A 15,554-nucleotide genomic window follows, 5' to 3' on the forward strand; every position below is an offset into this window, starting at 1 on the left:
ACGCTTCGGCGGGCGCCGAAACGTCCCGCGGCTAGCGTGGGCGTATGACCGCACAGCCCCACGGGGTCTCGTTCGCCGGGCTCCACCACCGTCCGGGTGAGCCGCTGTTGCTGCCCAACGCCTGGGACCACGCCTCGGCCGCCGCCCTGGCCGCCCGCGGCTTCCCCGCGATCGCCACGTCGAGCCTCGCGGTGGCCGCCGCCGTCGGCCTGCCCGACGGGGCGGGGGTGACCCGCGAGCACACCCAGCGCCTCGCCGCCTCTCTCGGCGCAGGGCCGTACTTCCTGTCGGTCGACGCCGAGGGCGGCTTCAGCGACGACCCGCAGGACGTGGCCGAGCTGGTGCGGGAGCTGTGGCGGGCCGGGGCGGTCGGGGTCAACCTGGAGGACGGGCTCGGGCCGGCCGGGCGGCACGCCGCGAAGATCGCCGCCGTGAAGGCGGCCGTACCCGGAATGTTCGTCAACGCCCGCACCGACACCCACTGGTCGGGCGACGGGGACGAGACGGACACCCTGCGGCGGCTCGACGCCTACCAGCAGGCGGGCGCCGACGGCGTGTTCGTGCCGGGGCTGACCGACCCGGAGCGGATCACCGCCCTCGTCCGGCGTCTCGAAGTCCCCCTGAACATCCTGTACTCGACCGCCGGGCCCACCGTCCCCCAGCTCGCCGACCTCGGTGTGGCCCGGGTCAGCCTCGGCTCGCTGCCCTACCGGCGGGCGCTCGGCGCGGCGCTGGACGCGGTGGCCGACATCGCCGGCGGGCGCACCCCGGTCGGCACGACACCCTCCTACGACGAGGTGTGCACACTGGCGCGCGGCGTCCCGGCGAGCGGGCCGGCGAACTCCGCCGGGTGATCCGGCGCGCCGAGGGGCCCGCCGGGACACCGCACGAACGTCCCGCCCGGTCGGCGGCCCGAACCGCGTCGGGTGTCCCGCCCGCCCGGCGAGTGGGGCGGGGTTCGGCGGACCGGGTCCGCTCGCCCGGAGGGACACCGGACGGGTCGCACGAGGCGACCCCGGCCGGCGGGTGAACCGACGCCGGCCGAGGTCGCGGAGCCGCCGGGAGCGTGCCGGTCAGACGGCCCGCGTCCCCTCGGTCGCGGAGAAGACGAACGAGAACTCGGCCGGTTCGGCCTTCAGGTGGTACTGCGGCAGCGGGCCGGGACCGCAGGACTGGGAGCCGATGCCGTGCTGACCGTGGTCGAGGTTGACCCAGACGGTGTCGCCGGGCACCAGGTCGCTGCGGTGCGCGGCGGCGTCCAGCTGCTCGGTCGTCCAGCGGCGGGCGGTCAGGAAGAACTCCGGGTCGCCCTCGACGCGCAGGCCGCCCAGCTCGGCCCACCGGACGTCGATGCGGGCGCCGTTCTCCTGCGGGCGGACGTACGGCGTCTGCAGCTCGTCCACGGTCGACTCCCAGCGGCCGGCCATCGCGGCGGCCCTGGTGTCCGGGTACGCCTCGCCGGGACCACCGCCGAACCACCGGACCCGGTCGGCCGAGGACAGAGCGAACCGGATGCCGAGCCGGGGCAGCGGCACCGTCCACTCGCCCTGCGGGGCCACGGACACGGTCAGCCGCAGCCGGTCCCCGTCGGACGTCCAGCGGTACACCGCCGCCAGGCCCACCTCCCGCGCGGCCGGCGCCACCCGGGTGCGGACCGTCAGCGCGTCCTCGCCGGCCTCCACCGCGTCCAGGCGGTGCCGCACGCGGTGCAGGCCCAGTTCGCGCCAGAGCAGCCCGTGGCGCAGCTCGGGCTGCCAGGGGGCGCCGTCGTCGTTGTCGGTGGTCGCCCGCCACACGTCCAGGCGCAGACCGGTGACGGCGATGTCGCCGACCGCCGTGAGGGCGCCGGTGCGCGCGTCGAAGGTGCCGGGGCCGAGCGTGATCACCCCGTCCCCGGCCCCGGTCAGCGGCCGGGCGGTCGCCGGGACCCGGGGGATGGTGCGCTCGGACGCCGGGAGCTGACCCCACGCCACGACGTGGCCCTTCGGCGCCCACCGGGTGTCGGCCGCGAGCGCCGCGCGGACCGTCCAGTGGGCCTCGCCGGCCGGTGCCCCGGGCGGCGGCTCGGGCAGCTTGACGTCGGCCGACTCCCCGGGCGCCAGAGCGGGCACCGACAGCGGCCCGGACCCGACCGTCTCGCCGTCGACCTGGTACGACCACGAGAAGGCGAGCGGCGAAAGGTCCGCCATGTCGTACGCGTTGGTCACGCGGACCGTGCCGTCCGTGCCGTCGCCGGTGATCCCGACCGGCTCGATCACCTTCTTGAACTCGACCAGGCCGGGGGAGGGCCGCCGGTCCGGGAACAGCAGGCCGTCGCAGACGAAGTTGCCGTCGTGCAGCTCCTCGCCGAAGTCGCCGCCGTAGGCGTAGCCCAGCTCCGGGTGGGCGATGCCGTGGTCGATCCACTCCCAGACGAAGGCGCCCTGGAGCCGGTCGTACGACTTGAACAGCCGCTGGTAGTCGGCGAGTCCGCCGGGGCCGTTGCCCATGGCGTGGGCGTACTCGCACAGGATGAAGGGCAGCCGGCGCCGCCTGCCGGGGCCGCCGTCCAGGCCGCGGCCGATCCGCTCGACCTCGGCGTGGTCGGCGTACATCCGCGAGTAGACGTCGGTGTCACGGCAGGTGATGTCGCCCTCGTAGTGCACGAGGCGCGAGGGGTCGCGGTCGTGGATCCACTCGGCCATGGCGGTCAGGCCGCGGCCCGTGCCGGCCTCGTTGCCGAGGGACCACAGGAGCACCGACGGGTGGTTCTTGTCGCGCTCGACCATGCGGGCCGCCCGGTCCAGCAGGGCCGGGGTCCAGCGGTCGTCGTCGACGGGGTTGTCCCGCCAGCCCTGCTCGACGAAGCCGTGGGTCTCCAGGTCGCACTCGTCGATCACCCACAGGCCGTACTCGTCGCACAGGTCGAGGAAGGCCGGGTGCGGCGGGTAGTGGGACGTGCGGACGGCGTTGACGTTGTGCCGCTTCATCAGCAGCACGTCCTCGCGCATGGTGGCGAGGTCCAGCGCGCGGCCCCGCTCCGGGTGCCACTCGTGCCGGTTGACGCCCTTGAAGAGGACGGGCCGTCCGTTGACCTTGATGAGGCCGTCCGACAGCTCCACCGTGCGGAAGCCGATGCGCAGCGGCACCCGCTCGCCCTCGGTGGCCAGCACGCCGTCGTACAGCCGCGGCACCTCCGCCGACCAGGGTTCGGCCGGCACCGTCACCGCCTCGCCGGTCGCGACGTCGATGCCCAGGTCCGGCACGGTGACCCGGCCGTCCACGTCGGAGTCGACGCGCAGCGTGCCGGTGCCGGCGACGTGGTCGTAGGAGGCGTGCACGAAGAAGTCCAGGACGCCGCCGGCCGGGCGGTGCAGCAGGGTGACGTCCCGGAAGATGCCGGGCAGCCACCACTGGTCCTGGTCCTCCAGGTAGGAGCCCGCCGACCACTGGTGGACCCGGACCGCCAGCACGTTCCCCGTGGCCTTCAGCAGCGGGCCGACCGCGAACTCGTGTGCCAGCCGTGAGCCCTTGAACTCGCCGAGGTCCGTGCCGTTCAGCCAGACCCGGGCACAGGACTCCACTCCGTCGAAGCGCAGCACGGCGCCGCCGTCGGCCGGCCAGTGTGCGGGCAGGTCGAAGACGCGCAGGTGGTCGCCGGTCGGGTTCTCGGTGGGCACCCGCGGCGGGTCGACCGGGAACGGGTAGAGGTGGTTGGTGTAGACGGGGGAGCCGTGCCCCTGGAGGACCCAGTGGCCGGGGACCGCCAGCTCGGCCCAGCCGTCGGCGTCGTATCCCGGCTGCGCGAAGGAGTCGTCCTCGGCGTCGGCCGTCGGCGACAGCCGGAACCGCCAGCTGCCGTTGAGGGAAAGGGTTCTGGCGTCGGAGGACGCGTACCACGCGCGGGGCGGCAGCGCCCCGGAGCCCGGCGAGACGTCCTCGACGTAGTCGGTGGCGGTGCGGGTGGGGACGGACATCGGTCTCCTAGCGGGGAAGGGGGTACTGCCGGGTCCGGGACTCGTTCGGGCCGCCGTCGCGGCGGGGGAGGATCGCCTAGCTGCCGACGGCCGTGACCCGGCCGCCGGCGTCCGGGCGCCTCGTTCACGCTCTGTCCGTCGGCGCCGAGCGTCCGGCGCCGTGCGGCGTCACCGGTGGCCGTGGGCGGGGCGGCGACGAGGCGCGGAACGCGGCTCGCCCGGGGGAGGCGCGGGGGTGCGGCACGTGCATCCCTTCCGTCGTCATGAGGGCGGTGCGCTGCGGCTCCCCGCGGTGACGCGCTTCGCCGCCCGCTGCCCGACGGACTGCAGCGCCCCCTCCAGCGCGAAGGTGGCCGCGCCGAGGGACACCGGGTCGGTGGGGATCGGGGACAGGACGATCTCGACGGCGGCCAGCGGTCTGCGAAGGGCGTGCCGGGCGACGGCCCGGCGGACCTCGTCCAGCAGCGGCTCGCCCAGCCGGGAGGCGACCCAGCTGCTGAGGACGACCACCTCGGGGTTGAGCAGGTTGACCAGGTCCGAGATGCCGGCGCCGAGGTAGCGGGCGGTCTCCCGGACGACCTTGAGCGCGACCGGATCGCCGCCCGCCGCCGCGGCGGCCAGCGCGGAGACGGTGGCCGTCTGGTCGCCGGGGTGCAACAGGGGGGACCGCGGGCTCAGTTCGCGCAGGTTCTGCATGATGCCGGGAGCGCCGACGTACGTCTCCACACAGCCGTGGTTGCCGCAGTGGCACAGCCGGCCGTCCAGGACCAGCGTGGTGTGTCCCCACTCGCCGGCGCTGTTGCTCACGCCCCGGTGCAGCCCGCCGCCGAGCGCGAGACCCGCGCCGACGCCGGTACCGAGGTTGACCACCACCGCGTCCCCGCGTCCCCGCGCGGCCCCGAACCACAACTCGGCGACCGTGCAGGCGCGCAGCGGATTGTCCAGGTACAGCGGGTACGGAACGTGTTCGGCGAGCAGATCGAGCAACGGCACGTCGTGCCAGTCCCAGTTGGCCGCGTACTCGGCGACGCCGGTGTCCCGGTCGATCTGGCCGGGCACGCTCACCCCGACGCCGAGCACCCGGGCCGCCCCGGCCCCGGCCTGCGCGACCACCGAGCCGACGGCGGCGGCCACCCGCCCGACCACCTGCTCGGGCCCGCCCTCGCCGGGGTGCATCTCCTCGTCGGCGCGGGCCAGCACGTTCAGCGCGAGGTCGAACAGCTCGGCGTGGACGTACGTCTCCGCGACGTCCACGCCGATCAGCGCGCCGCCCGACGCGTCGACCGCGACCAGCCCTCGCGGGCGGCCGCCGGCCGAGTCCTCGTAGCCGACCTCGGTGATCATGCCGAGCTCCAGCAGCTCGCCGACGAGCGTGGCGACCGTGGCCAGGCTCAGCCCGGTGGCGGTCGCGAGCTCCTGCCGGGAGGTCGGCGACTCGGCGATGATCTGGCGCAGCACCTCGTAGCGGTTCCCGGTGCGGATGTCACGCGATGTGCGCTTCACGCGGCTGCCCCTCCACATCCCCTCACGGCCCGGACGACCTCGGCACCGGTGCGGGCGTCAGGCTAGGCGCTCCCGGCGGTGTTCGGCAAGGGCTTAGGAAAGGGGTTGGAGGAAGTCGGCCGAGCCCACCCGGCCTCAGCCGTCCAGGAGGTCGCGGACGAACGGGTTGGTGAACTTCCCGGCGGGATCCAGGGCCTTCACCAGGGTCCGGAAGTCCGCGAGGCGTTCGTACCGCTCGCGCAGGACCGGCGACGGGACCGCGAACGCCTTCCCCCAGTGCGGGCGCGGATCGAAAGGCTCCAGGGCCTCCTCCAGCCGGCGCACCACCGGCAGCACGGCCGCCCCGTCCCGCACCCAGGTGAAGTGCAGCGCCACCGAGTCCCGCGCGTACGCCGGGCTGAGCCACTGCGCGTCCGCGGCGATGGTGCGCACCTCGCAGGTCTGCAGCACGCCGGCGACCGTCTCCCGCACACCGTCGACCGCCCGCAGCGCCGCCACGGCCGCCGGCCGCGGCAGCAGGTACTCCGACTGGATCTCCTCCCCGCTGCTCGGCGTGAACTCCGCCCGGAAGTGCGGCAGCCGCTCGTGCCACGGCCCCGGCACGCCCAGCTGCTCGGTGCAGTTGGCCGCCGGCATCCCCGGCACCGGGTGCTGCGGCCCGGTCGCGGGCGCCGCCCACGGGAAGTCCACCAGGGGCCGGTCGGTGCGCCGCTTGACCCAGACCTGCCGGAAGCCCGGCCGCCGCCAGTCGGTGAACAGGCTCACGCTGTACCCGGCGGCCGCCACCGCGTCGAAGTCCAGCCCTTCCAGCGGCAATTCGGTGAAGACATGCTGCGCGACCTCGAACGCCGGCTCCAGGTCGAGGGTGAGCGCGGTGACGACGCCCAGCGCGCCGAGCGAGGTCACGGCGCCGTCGAAGCGCGCGTCACCCCGTGCGATCGTCACCGCCGACCCGTCCGCGAGGAGCAGCTCCACCTCCCGCACGGCGGACGCCAGCGGTCCGTTGCCCACCCCGGAACCGTGCGTGCCGGTCGCCACCGAACCGGCCACCGAGATGTGCGGCAGCGAGGCCATGTTGGCCAGCGCGAGCCCGTGCGCGTGCACCGCGCGGGCCAGCTCGGCGTACCGGACCCCGCCGGACACCCGTACCGTACGGGCCGCCGTGTCGACGTCGATCAGCGGCGGCAGGGCCGCCGTGGACAGCAGCACGCCGTCCGCACCCGGATCGGCGATCCGGTTGAAGGAGTGGCCGCTGCCCAGCACGCGCACCCGCGCGCTGCCCGCGACCAGCGCCCTGAGCGCGTCGAGCGTCGCCGGGCGGTGGTACTCCTTCGCCGTGTAGGTGATGGTTCTCGCCCAGTTCGTGACCGCCCCAGCGGTCCCGGCCGTGCCTGTCATCCGTGCGTCCCTTCCGCAGTGTGCGTCATGCGTTGACCCTCTCATCCGCCGCCACCTACCGTAGAGACCGCTTGCTGCCGTCGCCTCACCGAGCCGGAAGGCCCCTGCCTTGCCCGAGCGTCCCCAGGCGCTGTTCGCCATGACGGCCCGGAACGTGCCGTACCTCTTCCCGCCCGAGCTGCTCGCGCGGCTGCGGGCGTGCGTGGACATCGACCCCGCTCTCGTGGCCCATGACCTCACCGAGCCGCGGCTGCGCGAGACCCTGGCCCGCACGGAGGTCCTGATCACCGGCTGGGGCTGCCCCCGCCTGGACGCCGCCGCCCTGGACGCGGCCCCGAAGCTGCGCGCCGTGCTGCACGCCGCCGGCTCCGTCAAGGGCTTCACCACCCCCGAGGTCTGGCGGCGGGGCATCGCCGTCTCCTCGGCCGCCGCCGCCAACGCGCTGCCCGTCGCCGAGTACACGCTGGCCATGATTCTGCTGACCGGCAAGGACGTCTTCGCCCTCCGCGACCGGCTGCGCGCCCGCCGCGCCTTTCCCCACGGCGGCATCGTCCCCGGCGTCGGCAACCACGGCCGCCGGTTGGGCGTCGTCGGCGCCTCCCGCGTCGGCCGTCGGCTGATCGAGCTGCTGCGCCCCCACGACCTGGCGGTCGCCCTCACCGACCCGTACGTCGACGCGGCCGAGGCGGCCCGGCTCGGCGTGACCCTGCTGCCGCTGGACGAGCTGCTGCGCACCTGCGACGTCGTCACCCTGCACGCCCCGCACACCCCCGAGACACAGCACCTGATCGGCGCGCGCGAACTCGCCCTGATGCCGGACGGATCGGTGCTCGTCAACACCGCGCGCGGCGCCCTCGTCGACCACGAGGCCCTGATCGGGGAGGTAGGCACCGGGCGCCTCGGCGCGGTCCTGGACGTCACCGACCCCGAACCGCTGCCCGCCGACTCCCCCCTCTACGACCTGCCCGGCGCCTTCGTCACCCCGCACCTCGCCGGCTCCCAGGGCAACGAACTCTCCCGCCTCGGCCGCACCGTGGTCGAGGAGGCCGAGCGGCTCTCGTCCGGCTCCGGCCTGCTGCACGCCGTCGACGAGGCGGAGCTCGGGCACACGGCCTGACACGGCACGTCGCGCGTCGCCGCGGAGTGCGTCGCCCGGTACCCCGGCGCCGGAGACATCCGTCACGCCGACGGCCGTGCGGGGACGGTCGGCGGCGTCCCCGGCGCTGACGTCCGAGCCGTTGCGCGACCGCCTGCCCGTCACCGGCCGCGCCGGTGCCCGGGAGGAGGGCGATGGGCCCGGCGTGGCCCCCGGCCTGGAGCGGGGCCCTGCCGCCGGTCCGCGTCCGGGGCGGGCCCGTGCCCGGCCCGGCCCGCCGGTATCGCCGTACCCGACCGCCTCGCGCGTCGTGCGGGGACCCGGCACGGTGGACGGCCGGGCGGGGGCATACGGTGAGAGACGAACGCCTGAGCCGGGAGGAGACATACGGATGGGCAGTCGCACCGTGCTGGTCGAGGATCTGATGGAGCGGTTCCCGCATGTGCCGCGGGAGGCCGTCTTCAAGGAGGACCTGCTCAGGGGCGGCGTCGCCTTCGACCGATCCGCTCTCAGCGACAACGAGGACGGCGACGTCAAGCCGAAGTCGTACTTCATCTTCTCCTTCGACCACGGCACCCTGCCCGAGCTGGGCGAGGCCGCCCTGCGGCGCCCGCCCGAGGAGATCATCCTCACGGGCGGCCCCTACGACCTGCGCCGCACGGTCGTCTCCGTTCGGGTGAACCCGGCCTCGCCGTACCGCGTCGCCGCCGACGACGAGGGCCTGCTCGGCCTCTACCTCGACGGCAGGCGCATCGCCGACGTCGGCGTACCGCCGATGCCCGAGTACTACCGGCACACCCTGTCCAACGGGAAGTCCGTGATGGAGGTCGCCCCCACCATCCAGTGGGGCTACCTCATCTACCTGACCGTCTTCCGGGTCTGCCAGTACTTCGGCGCCAAGGAGGAGTGCCAGTACTGCGACATCAACCACAACTGGCGACAGCACAAGGCGGCCGGGCGGCCCTACACCGGCGTCAAGGACGTCGAGGAGGTCCTCGAGGCCCTGGAGATCATCGACCGGTACGACACCCAGAAGGCGTCCACCGCGTACACCCTCACCGGCGGTGCCATCACCAAGACGGTCGCGGGCCGTGACGAGGCCGACTTCTACGGCCACTACGCCAAGGCCATCGAGGAGCGCTTCCCGGGCCGCTGGATCGGCAAGGTGGTGGCGCAGGCGCTGCCCAAGGCGGACGTGCAGCGGTTCAAGGACTACGGCGTGCAGATCTACCACCCCAACTTCGAGGTGTGGGACCGCCGGCTGTTCGAGCTGTACTGCCCCGGCAAGGAGCGCTACGTCGGCCGGGACGAGTGGCACCGGCGGATCCTGGACTCCGCCGAGGTGTTCGGCGCGCGCAACGTCATCCCGAACTTCGTCGCGGGCGTGGAGATGGCCGAGCCGTTCGGCTTCACCACCGTGGACGAGGCCATCGCCTCCACCACCGAGGGCCTGCGCTTCTTCATGTCGCACGGCATCACGCCCCGCTTCACCACCTGGTGCCCGGAGCCCACGACCCCGCTCGGCAAGGCCAACCCGCAGGGCGCCCCGCTGGAGTACCACATCAGGCTGCTGGAGGCCTACCGCCGGACGATGGACGACTTCGGGCTGTCCTCCCCGCCCGGCTACGGCCCGCCCGGACCCGGCCGCGCGGTCTTCTCCGTCAGCTCCTTCATGGACAGCCTGCCCGCGGAGGAACCGGCGGAGGTGTGAGGCGCACCCGGGGACGGTGAGTCGAACGGCTCCGGCATCCGTACCAGAGGCCGAAGTTGCGGGCCAGTCGCGGCGCACATGCGTGTCACCACCGTACGTAACCGGATGTGAACAGGGCGCTTGTCAGTTGTGTCGAGGACGTGCAAGGCTCTGTGTCCTGCCGCGAGGTTCCCGCCAACTCCACCGTGCCTATGGTGAGTTGACCTCGCTCGTGGATGCAGGAGTCCCATGCCCGACCTGCCGACCCCTCAGGACGCCACCGAGGCCGCGCTGTTCTCGGAGGCCTGGGACGCGGTGCTCTCGTACGCCGACCTGTGCACCTCCGGGTCGCTGACGGCCCATGAGCTGGCCACCGAGGCGTTCACGCTCGGCATGCGCGAGCTGCGTGCCGCCGCGAGCACCCATGTGCGCGGCGCTGGCCGGCGCACCCCCCGGCTGCCCGCGATCCCGGCCCTGCTCACCGCCGTCCGCTCCACCGCCGCCGCCTGGGAGGCCGGCGGGCAGGGGCACAAGCTCGACCCGGACCTCAGGCTGTGGCTCAACTCCGGCAAGGCGGCCCGCTTCTCGGGCCCGCCGCTGGAGCGCCCGGTGGCGCTGCGCGCGCTGAGGGACCTGCAGGAGGCGGACGCCTCGCTGCTGTGGCTGGCCGAGGTCGAGGCACTGCCCCTGCCGACGGTCGCCCGCCGCCTCGGCCTCGACCCGGCCGCCGTGGGCGAGGAACTCGAACAGGTCCGCACCCTGTTCCGGGACCGCTGCCGCCGCGCCCACCTCGACACGCCGATGGACGCGCAGTGCCGCTCCTACGCCGGGCTGCTGGACGCCGTCACCCGCTCGCCCTCCGCCGACACCCCGGACGACCTCTCCCGGCACCTCGCGACCTGCGAGCGGTGCGCCGAGGCCGCCGCCTGTCTGCGGCTGCACGGCGGCGGACTGCCCGCCGCCCTGGCCGGCGGGGTGATCGGCTGGGGCGGACTCGCCTACCTGGAGCGGCGCCGCCGCGCCGCCGAGGTCCGGCTAGGCGCGGGCCGCCCGGGCGCCGCCGCCCCCGACCCCGGCGATCCTGAGGAGAAGCCCGGCCGCAGCCGGGTCCTGCGCGGCGGGCTGCTCGGCGCCGCCGTGCTGCTGTCCGCGCTCGCCCTCGGCGCGTCGATGATGCCGTTCGGCGGCGACGACACCGCTGCCGCCGGCGACGCCCGACGGGCCGCCGCCCACCCCGGCGTCACGCACACCACCGCCGGCCGCTCCCCGGCGACCTCGCCCGCCGCGCCGCCCTCGGCCGCACCCTCCGTGACCGGCACCCGCACGAAGGACTCCGGCGGCAGGGCACCCGACCCCGAACCCCAGGGCACCTCCTCCGCCACGCACCGACCTCGCCCCAACAAGGCCCCCGCCACCACCGCCCCCGCCACCACGGAAGCGGCCACCTGCCGGGTCGCCTACCACCAGGACGGCGAGTGGTCCGACGGCTTCCAGGCCACCGTCACGGTCACCACCGAGCACGCGCTCGCCGGCTGGCAGGTCGCCTGGTCCTTCCGCGACGGCCAGCGCGTCCACCAGATGTGGGACGCCGTCGCCCACCAGAACGGCTCCCGCGTCACCGCGACCGCCGCCGACTACAACAGGGCCGTCACCGCGCACGGCACCCTGTCCTTCGGCTTCGTCGGCACCTGGCAGGGCAGGAACGACCCGCCGTACGCCTTCACCCTCAACGGAACACCCTGCACGACGGGCTGAGGCACGGCGCGGACAACGCCTCGCCAGACGAGCCCGCCGGCGAAACGTCCGGCCGGACTGCGTCCGGTCCGTAAAGGCGTGATCGCACCGGCTGGGGCACCGTGCCCAGGGTGATGCAAAAGGAAAGGGCGATGACCGAGGAAGTCCGACGCTGGCTGAAGGAAAACGCCTTGCCGCTGCGAGGCCTGCACGCCGAGGCATCGGACCGGGGCCACGGTGACCTGGAGCCACTGCGCAAGGTTCTGCGCGACGTACGTGTGTTGGGGATGGGGGAAGCGACGCACGGGACCGCCGAGTTCTTCCGGCTCAAACACCGGTTACTGCGCTTCCTCGTCGAGGAGATGGGGTACACCGCCCTGGCCATGGAGGCCTCCGCCTCGGCCGCCCAGGCGGTCGACGACTACGTGCTGCACAGAACCGGTGATGCCGCCGAGGCCCTGGCCGGCCTCGGCTTCTGGACGTGGCGGACCCGCGAAATGCTCGACGTCGTCGAGTGGATGCGCGCCCACAACCGAACGGTTCCCCAGGAGCGGGCCGTGCGTTTCGTGGGCATCGACCCCCAGCGCTGCGGCCCCTCCCTCGGGGAGCTGGCCGCCGTGCTGCGCACGCCGGCACCGGAACGGGCGGACATCACCGATGGCCTGCTCGGCACACTGGCGGAGGCAAGGACGGGATCCCTCGTGACCCAGCGCACCCAACTCCTCGCCGAGGCAAGGGACCTGGAGCGATTCCTCCAGCACGAGCGTCCCCGGCTTGCCGCGCACCTGGGGGACGCGGTGGTCGATCGCGCACTCGGGCATGCGCGCCTGGTCGTGGCCGCGGCCGACGTGGCCTCCCGGCCGCTGCGCGGCGAGGGCGAGGAGATGGGCGCTCTGGCCGCCCGGGACCGCCACATGGCCCAGGCGGTGATCTCCCTGGAAGAGGGGACCGTCGGAAAGGTGGCCGTCTGGGCCCACAACGGCCATGTCTGCACCGACCGTTACGCGCGGGACATACCCGCCATGGGACGGCACCTCAGAGATCACTACGGTGAGCGGTACTACGCCCTGGGCCTCCTGTTCGGCGAAGGCGCCTTCCGGGCCCGCCCCGGAAACTCCGCGACACGACCGCCCAGGAAGCACACCATCAGTGCGGCGGGTCCGCGCTCCGTCGAGGCTCAACTGGGCTCGGCCACCCCCGACGACCACCTGATCGACCTCCGTGCCGGCCGGACCGAGCCCGCCGTTGCCCAGTGGCTGGAGAACCCCCAGTTCATGCGCTCCTTCGGCGCCGGTGTGCCGCGCGTGACGTACCGCTTCTCCATGACATCGACGGTGCTCATGCGGGAGTACGACGGACTGGCCTACGTGGCCCGCTCGACACCCTCGGCGCTCCTGAGCTGAGAGTCCGGCACACGTAGCTGGCCTCCACTGGGCAACACAAAGGGAAGGAACGTGGAAATCCACGTCTGCGACTGCAGCGACCCGAAGGGGACCGGGGACATCACCAGCGACAATGGAGGCGACTGCCTCTCTCACCGACGCGTCGATCACCGTTCGGTGTGCGGATCTGCACGCCGTGTGGGGGGACGGGAGCTGAGGAGCGGGAGTCCGGCAGGTCGCCTTGGTCCTGGAGGCCGCCGACCCGACCGCTGCCCGAGGGGAAAATCGATGGCACTCGGGTACGTGCTGTTCTAGGGTGAGGACTGCTTCGCGCGGCGGTCGGTGATCGCCGTTGGCGACTATGTGAGGAACGGGAGGTGTGACCGATGGCTGTCTCTGTGATGGGCGCTGCCCGCAACCAGACGTTCGTCCATTCCACCTCCGTGGCCTCCGGCTGATCCTCCTGTCTTCTGCGCGCCTGTGAGCGCGCGCGGCCGGGGCCGCCCTGTGAAGGGTTCCCCTTGAATCTCTCTTCTCTTCCGGCTTCTTCCGCTTCGCACCCTCTGGCTCCCTACGGCTGGGACGAGGGGTGGGAAGCGGAGTTCGCTCCGTACGCCGAGCAGGGCCTGCTGCCCGGCCGGGTCGTCCGGGTCGACCGCGGGCAGTGCGACGTCGTCACCGCCGACGGGGTCGTCCGCGCCGACACCGCCTTCGTCACCCCGCACGACCCGATGCGGGTCGTGTGCACCGGCGACTGGGTCGCCGTCGAACCCGGCGGCAACCCGCGCTACGTCCGCGCGTATCTGCCGCGCCGTACCGCCTTCGTGCGCTCCACCTCCTCCAAGCGGTCCGAGGGGCAGATCCTCGCCGCCAACGTCGACCACGCCGTCGTCGCCGTGTCCCTCGCCGTCGAGCTCGACCTCGGCCGCGTGGAGCGGTTCCTCGCCCTCGCCTGGGAGTCCGGCGCCCAGCCGGTCGTCGTCCTCACCAAGGCCGACCTGGTGCCGGACCCGGTCACCCTGGGTCACCTGGTGCAGGACGTGGAGACGAGCGCGCCCGGCGTGCCCGTGCTCACCGTCAGCGCCCTGCACGGCGACGGGCTGGACGCCCTCGTCGCGCTCGTCGGCTCCGGCACCTCCGTGCTGCTCGGCCAGTCGGGCGCGGGCAAGTCCACCCTGGCCAACGCCCTCGTCGGCGCGGACGTCATGGACGTGCGCGCCGCCCGTGACGTCGACGGCAAGGGGCGGCACACCACGACCACCCGCAACCTGCTCGCCCTGCCCGCCGGCGGCGTCCTCATCGACACCCCCGGGCTGCGGGGGGTCGGCCTGTACGACGCCGAGAGCGGGGTCGGGCAGGTGTTCACCGAGATCGAGGAACTGGCCGGGCGCTGCCGCTTCCACGACTGCGCCCACGAGAGGGAGCCGGGCTGCGCGGTGCTCTCCGCCGTGGAGAGCGGGGAGCTGGCGGCGCGGCGGCTGGAGAGCTACCGGAAGCTGGTGCGCGAGAACCAGTGGATCGTGGCCAAGACCGACGCCAGAGTCCGCTCGGAGCTTCGCCGGGAGTGGAAGCGCAGGGGCTCCGAGGGCAAGGCGGCGATGGAGGCGAAACGGGGGCGGTGGGTGCGCTGATCCGGGTGCCCCGGCATCGGCGGGGGTCGGTGGGTGCGCTGATCGGGGCGCCGGGCACCTGGCGGACGCGGTGGGTGCGCTGATCCGGTGCCTGGCGCGTGCGGGGCGCGGTGGGTGCGCTGATCCGGGTGCCCCGGCATCGGCGGGGGGCGGTGGGTGCGCTGATCGGGGCGCCGGGCACCTGGCGGACGCGGTGAACGCCATGTCCGATTTCCGCTGGCCTGCCCCACCGCGCGCGCCCGACACTGGAACCGTGACGGATGCGGACGACACCAGGTACGAGGCCGTGCGGAGCAGGGACGGGCGGTTCGACGGGGCGTTCTTCTTCGCCGTCGAGACGACCGGGATCTACTGCCGGCCGAGTTGCCCGGCGGTGACGCCCAGGCGGCGCAACGTGCGGTTCTTCGCGACGGCCGCCGCCGCGCAGCGCTCGGGGTTCCGTGCCTGCCGGCGGTGCCGGCCGGACGCCGTGCCGGGATCCGCCGAGTGGAACGTGCGGGCGGACGTCGTCGGACGGGCGATGCGGCTCATCGCCGACGGCGTCGTGGACCGCGAGGGCGTGGCCGGGCTGGCCGCGCGGCTCGGCTACAGCGCCAGGCAGGTGCAGCGCCAGCTCACCGCCGAGCTGGGCGCGGGGCCCGTGGCGCTCGCCCGCGCCAAGCGGGCGCACACCGCGCGGGTGCTGCTGCAGACCACGGACCTGCCGGTCACGCAGATCGCGTTCGCGTCCGGGTTCGCCAGCGTGCGGCAGTTCAACGACACCGTCCGGGAGGTGTACGCCGCCACCCCGACCGAGGTACGGGCCGCCGCCCCGCGCGGCAGGGGCGCCCGCCGGGCCGCACCGGGAGCGGGGATCCCGCTGCGGCTCGCCCACCGGGGCCCCTACCAGGCCGCCGCCGTCTTCGACCAGCTCGCCCGGGAGGCGGTGCCGGGCGTCGAGGAGGTGACCGGCGGCGCGGGCGAGCGCACCTACCGGCGCACCCTGCGGCTGCCCTACGGCACCGGGATCGCCGCCGTCGCCGAGCGCACCCGGGTGCCCAAGGCGGGCACCGGCACCCGTCCGGGCGGCTGGCTCGACGCCCGGCTGCACCTCACCGACCCCCGCGACCTCACGACCGCCGTGCAGCGGCTGCGGCGGCTGTTCGACCTCGACGCCGACCCGTA

10 protein-coding genes are annotated in these 15,554 nt (G+C 74.1%); 7 read left to right on the plus strand and 3 right to left on the minus strand.

The window, feature by feature from the left end; translation table 11 throughout:
- Nucleotides 1–44: 44 nt before the first annotated feature.
- Nucleotides 45–854 carry an isocitrate lyase/PEP mutase family protein gene (locus tag ACLU3S_RS04210; protein WP_413950348.1) on the plus strand — a complete coding sequence of 270 codons (810 nt, stop codon included), beginning with the start codon at nucleotides 45–47 and terminating at the stop codon, nucleotides 852–854.
- Nucleotides 855–1,073: 219 nt separating this feature from the next.
- Here ACLU3S_RS04210 and ACLU3S_RS04215 read toward each other — a convergent pair whose 3' ends face one another.
- From ACLU3S_RS04215 to ACLU3S_RS04225, 3 genes are all read right to left on the minus strand, one after another.
- Nucleotides 1,074–3,956, minus strand: a complete 2,883-nt coding sequence (locus ACLU3S_RS04215) for a glycoside hydrolase family 2 TIM barrel-domain containing protein (protein ID WP_413950349.1) — start codon at nucleotides 3,954–3,956, stop codon at nucleotides 1,074–1,076.
- A gap of 261 nt (nucleotides 3,957–4,217) precedes the next feature.
- Complete coding sequence (locus tag ACLU3S_RS04220; RefSeq protein WP_413950350.1) at nucleotides 4,218–5,459, minus strand: ROK family transcriptional regulator; 1,242 nt, start codon at nucleotides 5,457–5,459, stop codon at nucleotides 4,218–4,220.
- A gap of 135 nt (nucleotides 5,460–5,594) precedes the next feature.
- Nucleotides 5,595–6,857, minus strand: a complete 1,263-nt coding sequence (locus ACLU3S_RS04225; protein ID WP_413950351.1) for an FAD-binding protein — start codon at nucleotides 6,855–6,857, stop codon at nucleotides 5,595–5,597.
- Nucleotides 6,858–6,966: 109 nt separating this feature from the next.
- Between ACLU3S_RS04225 and ACLU3S_RS04230 the strand changes: the two genes are divergently transcribed.
- From ACLU3S_RS04230 to ACLU3S_RS04255, 6 genes are all read left to right on the plus strand, one after another.
- Entirely contained in the window at nucleotides 6,967–7,974 is a 1,008-nt protein-coding gene (locus tag ACLU3S_RS04230; protein ID WP_413950352.1) for a hydroxyacid dehydrogenase, read from the plus strand.
- Nucleotides 7,975–8,344: 370 nt separating this feature from the next.
- Nucleotides 8,345–9,664 (plus strand): radical SAM protein, encoded by a 1,320-nt coding sequence (locus tag ACLU3S_RS04235; protein WP_413950353.1) that lies wholly within the window; start codon nucleotides 8,345–8,347, stop codon nucleotides 9,662–9,664.
- Nucleotides 9,665–9,892: 228 nt separating this feature from the next.
- Nucleotides 9,893–11,398: a cellulose binding domain-containing protein gene (locus ACLU3S_RS04240; RefSeq protein WP_413950354.1), complete on the plus strand. Its 1,506-nt coding sequence runs from the start codon at nucleotides 9,893–9,895 to the stop codon at nucleotides 11,396–11,398.
- A gap of 131 nt (nucleotides 11,399–11,529) precedes the next feature.
- Nucleotides 11,530–12,780, plus strand: a complete 1,251-nt coding sequence (locus ACLU3S_RS04245; protein ID WP_413950355.1) for an erythromycin esterase family protein — start codon at nucleotides 11,530–11,532, stop codon at nucleotides 12,778–12,780.
- 500 nt (nucleotides 12,781–13,280) lie between these two features.
- Nucleotides 13,281–14,390: a ribosome small subunit-dependent GTPase A gene (gene rsgA, locus ACLU3S_RS04250; RefSeq protein ID WP_413950356.1), complete on the plus strand. Its 1,110-nt coding sequence runs from the start codon at nucleotides 13,281–13,283 to the stop codon at nucleotides 14,388–14,390.
- Between the two features lie 202 nt (nucleotides 14,391–14,592).
- The coding region (locus tag ACLU3S_RS04255) for a bifunctional transcriptional activator/DNA repair enzyme AdaA (protein WP_413950357.1) at nucleotides 14,593–15,554 on the plus strand (962 nt) is incomplete at its 3' end.

It is taken from the genome of Streptomyces sp. AF1A, from assembly GCF_047340315.1.
Lineage (GTDB): Bacteria > Actinomycetota > Actinomycetes > Streptomycetales > Streptomycetaceae > Streptomyces.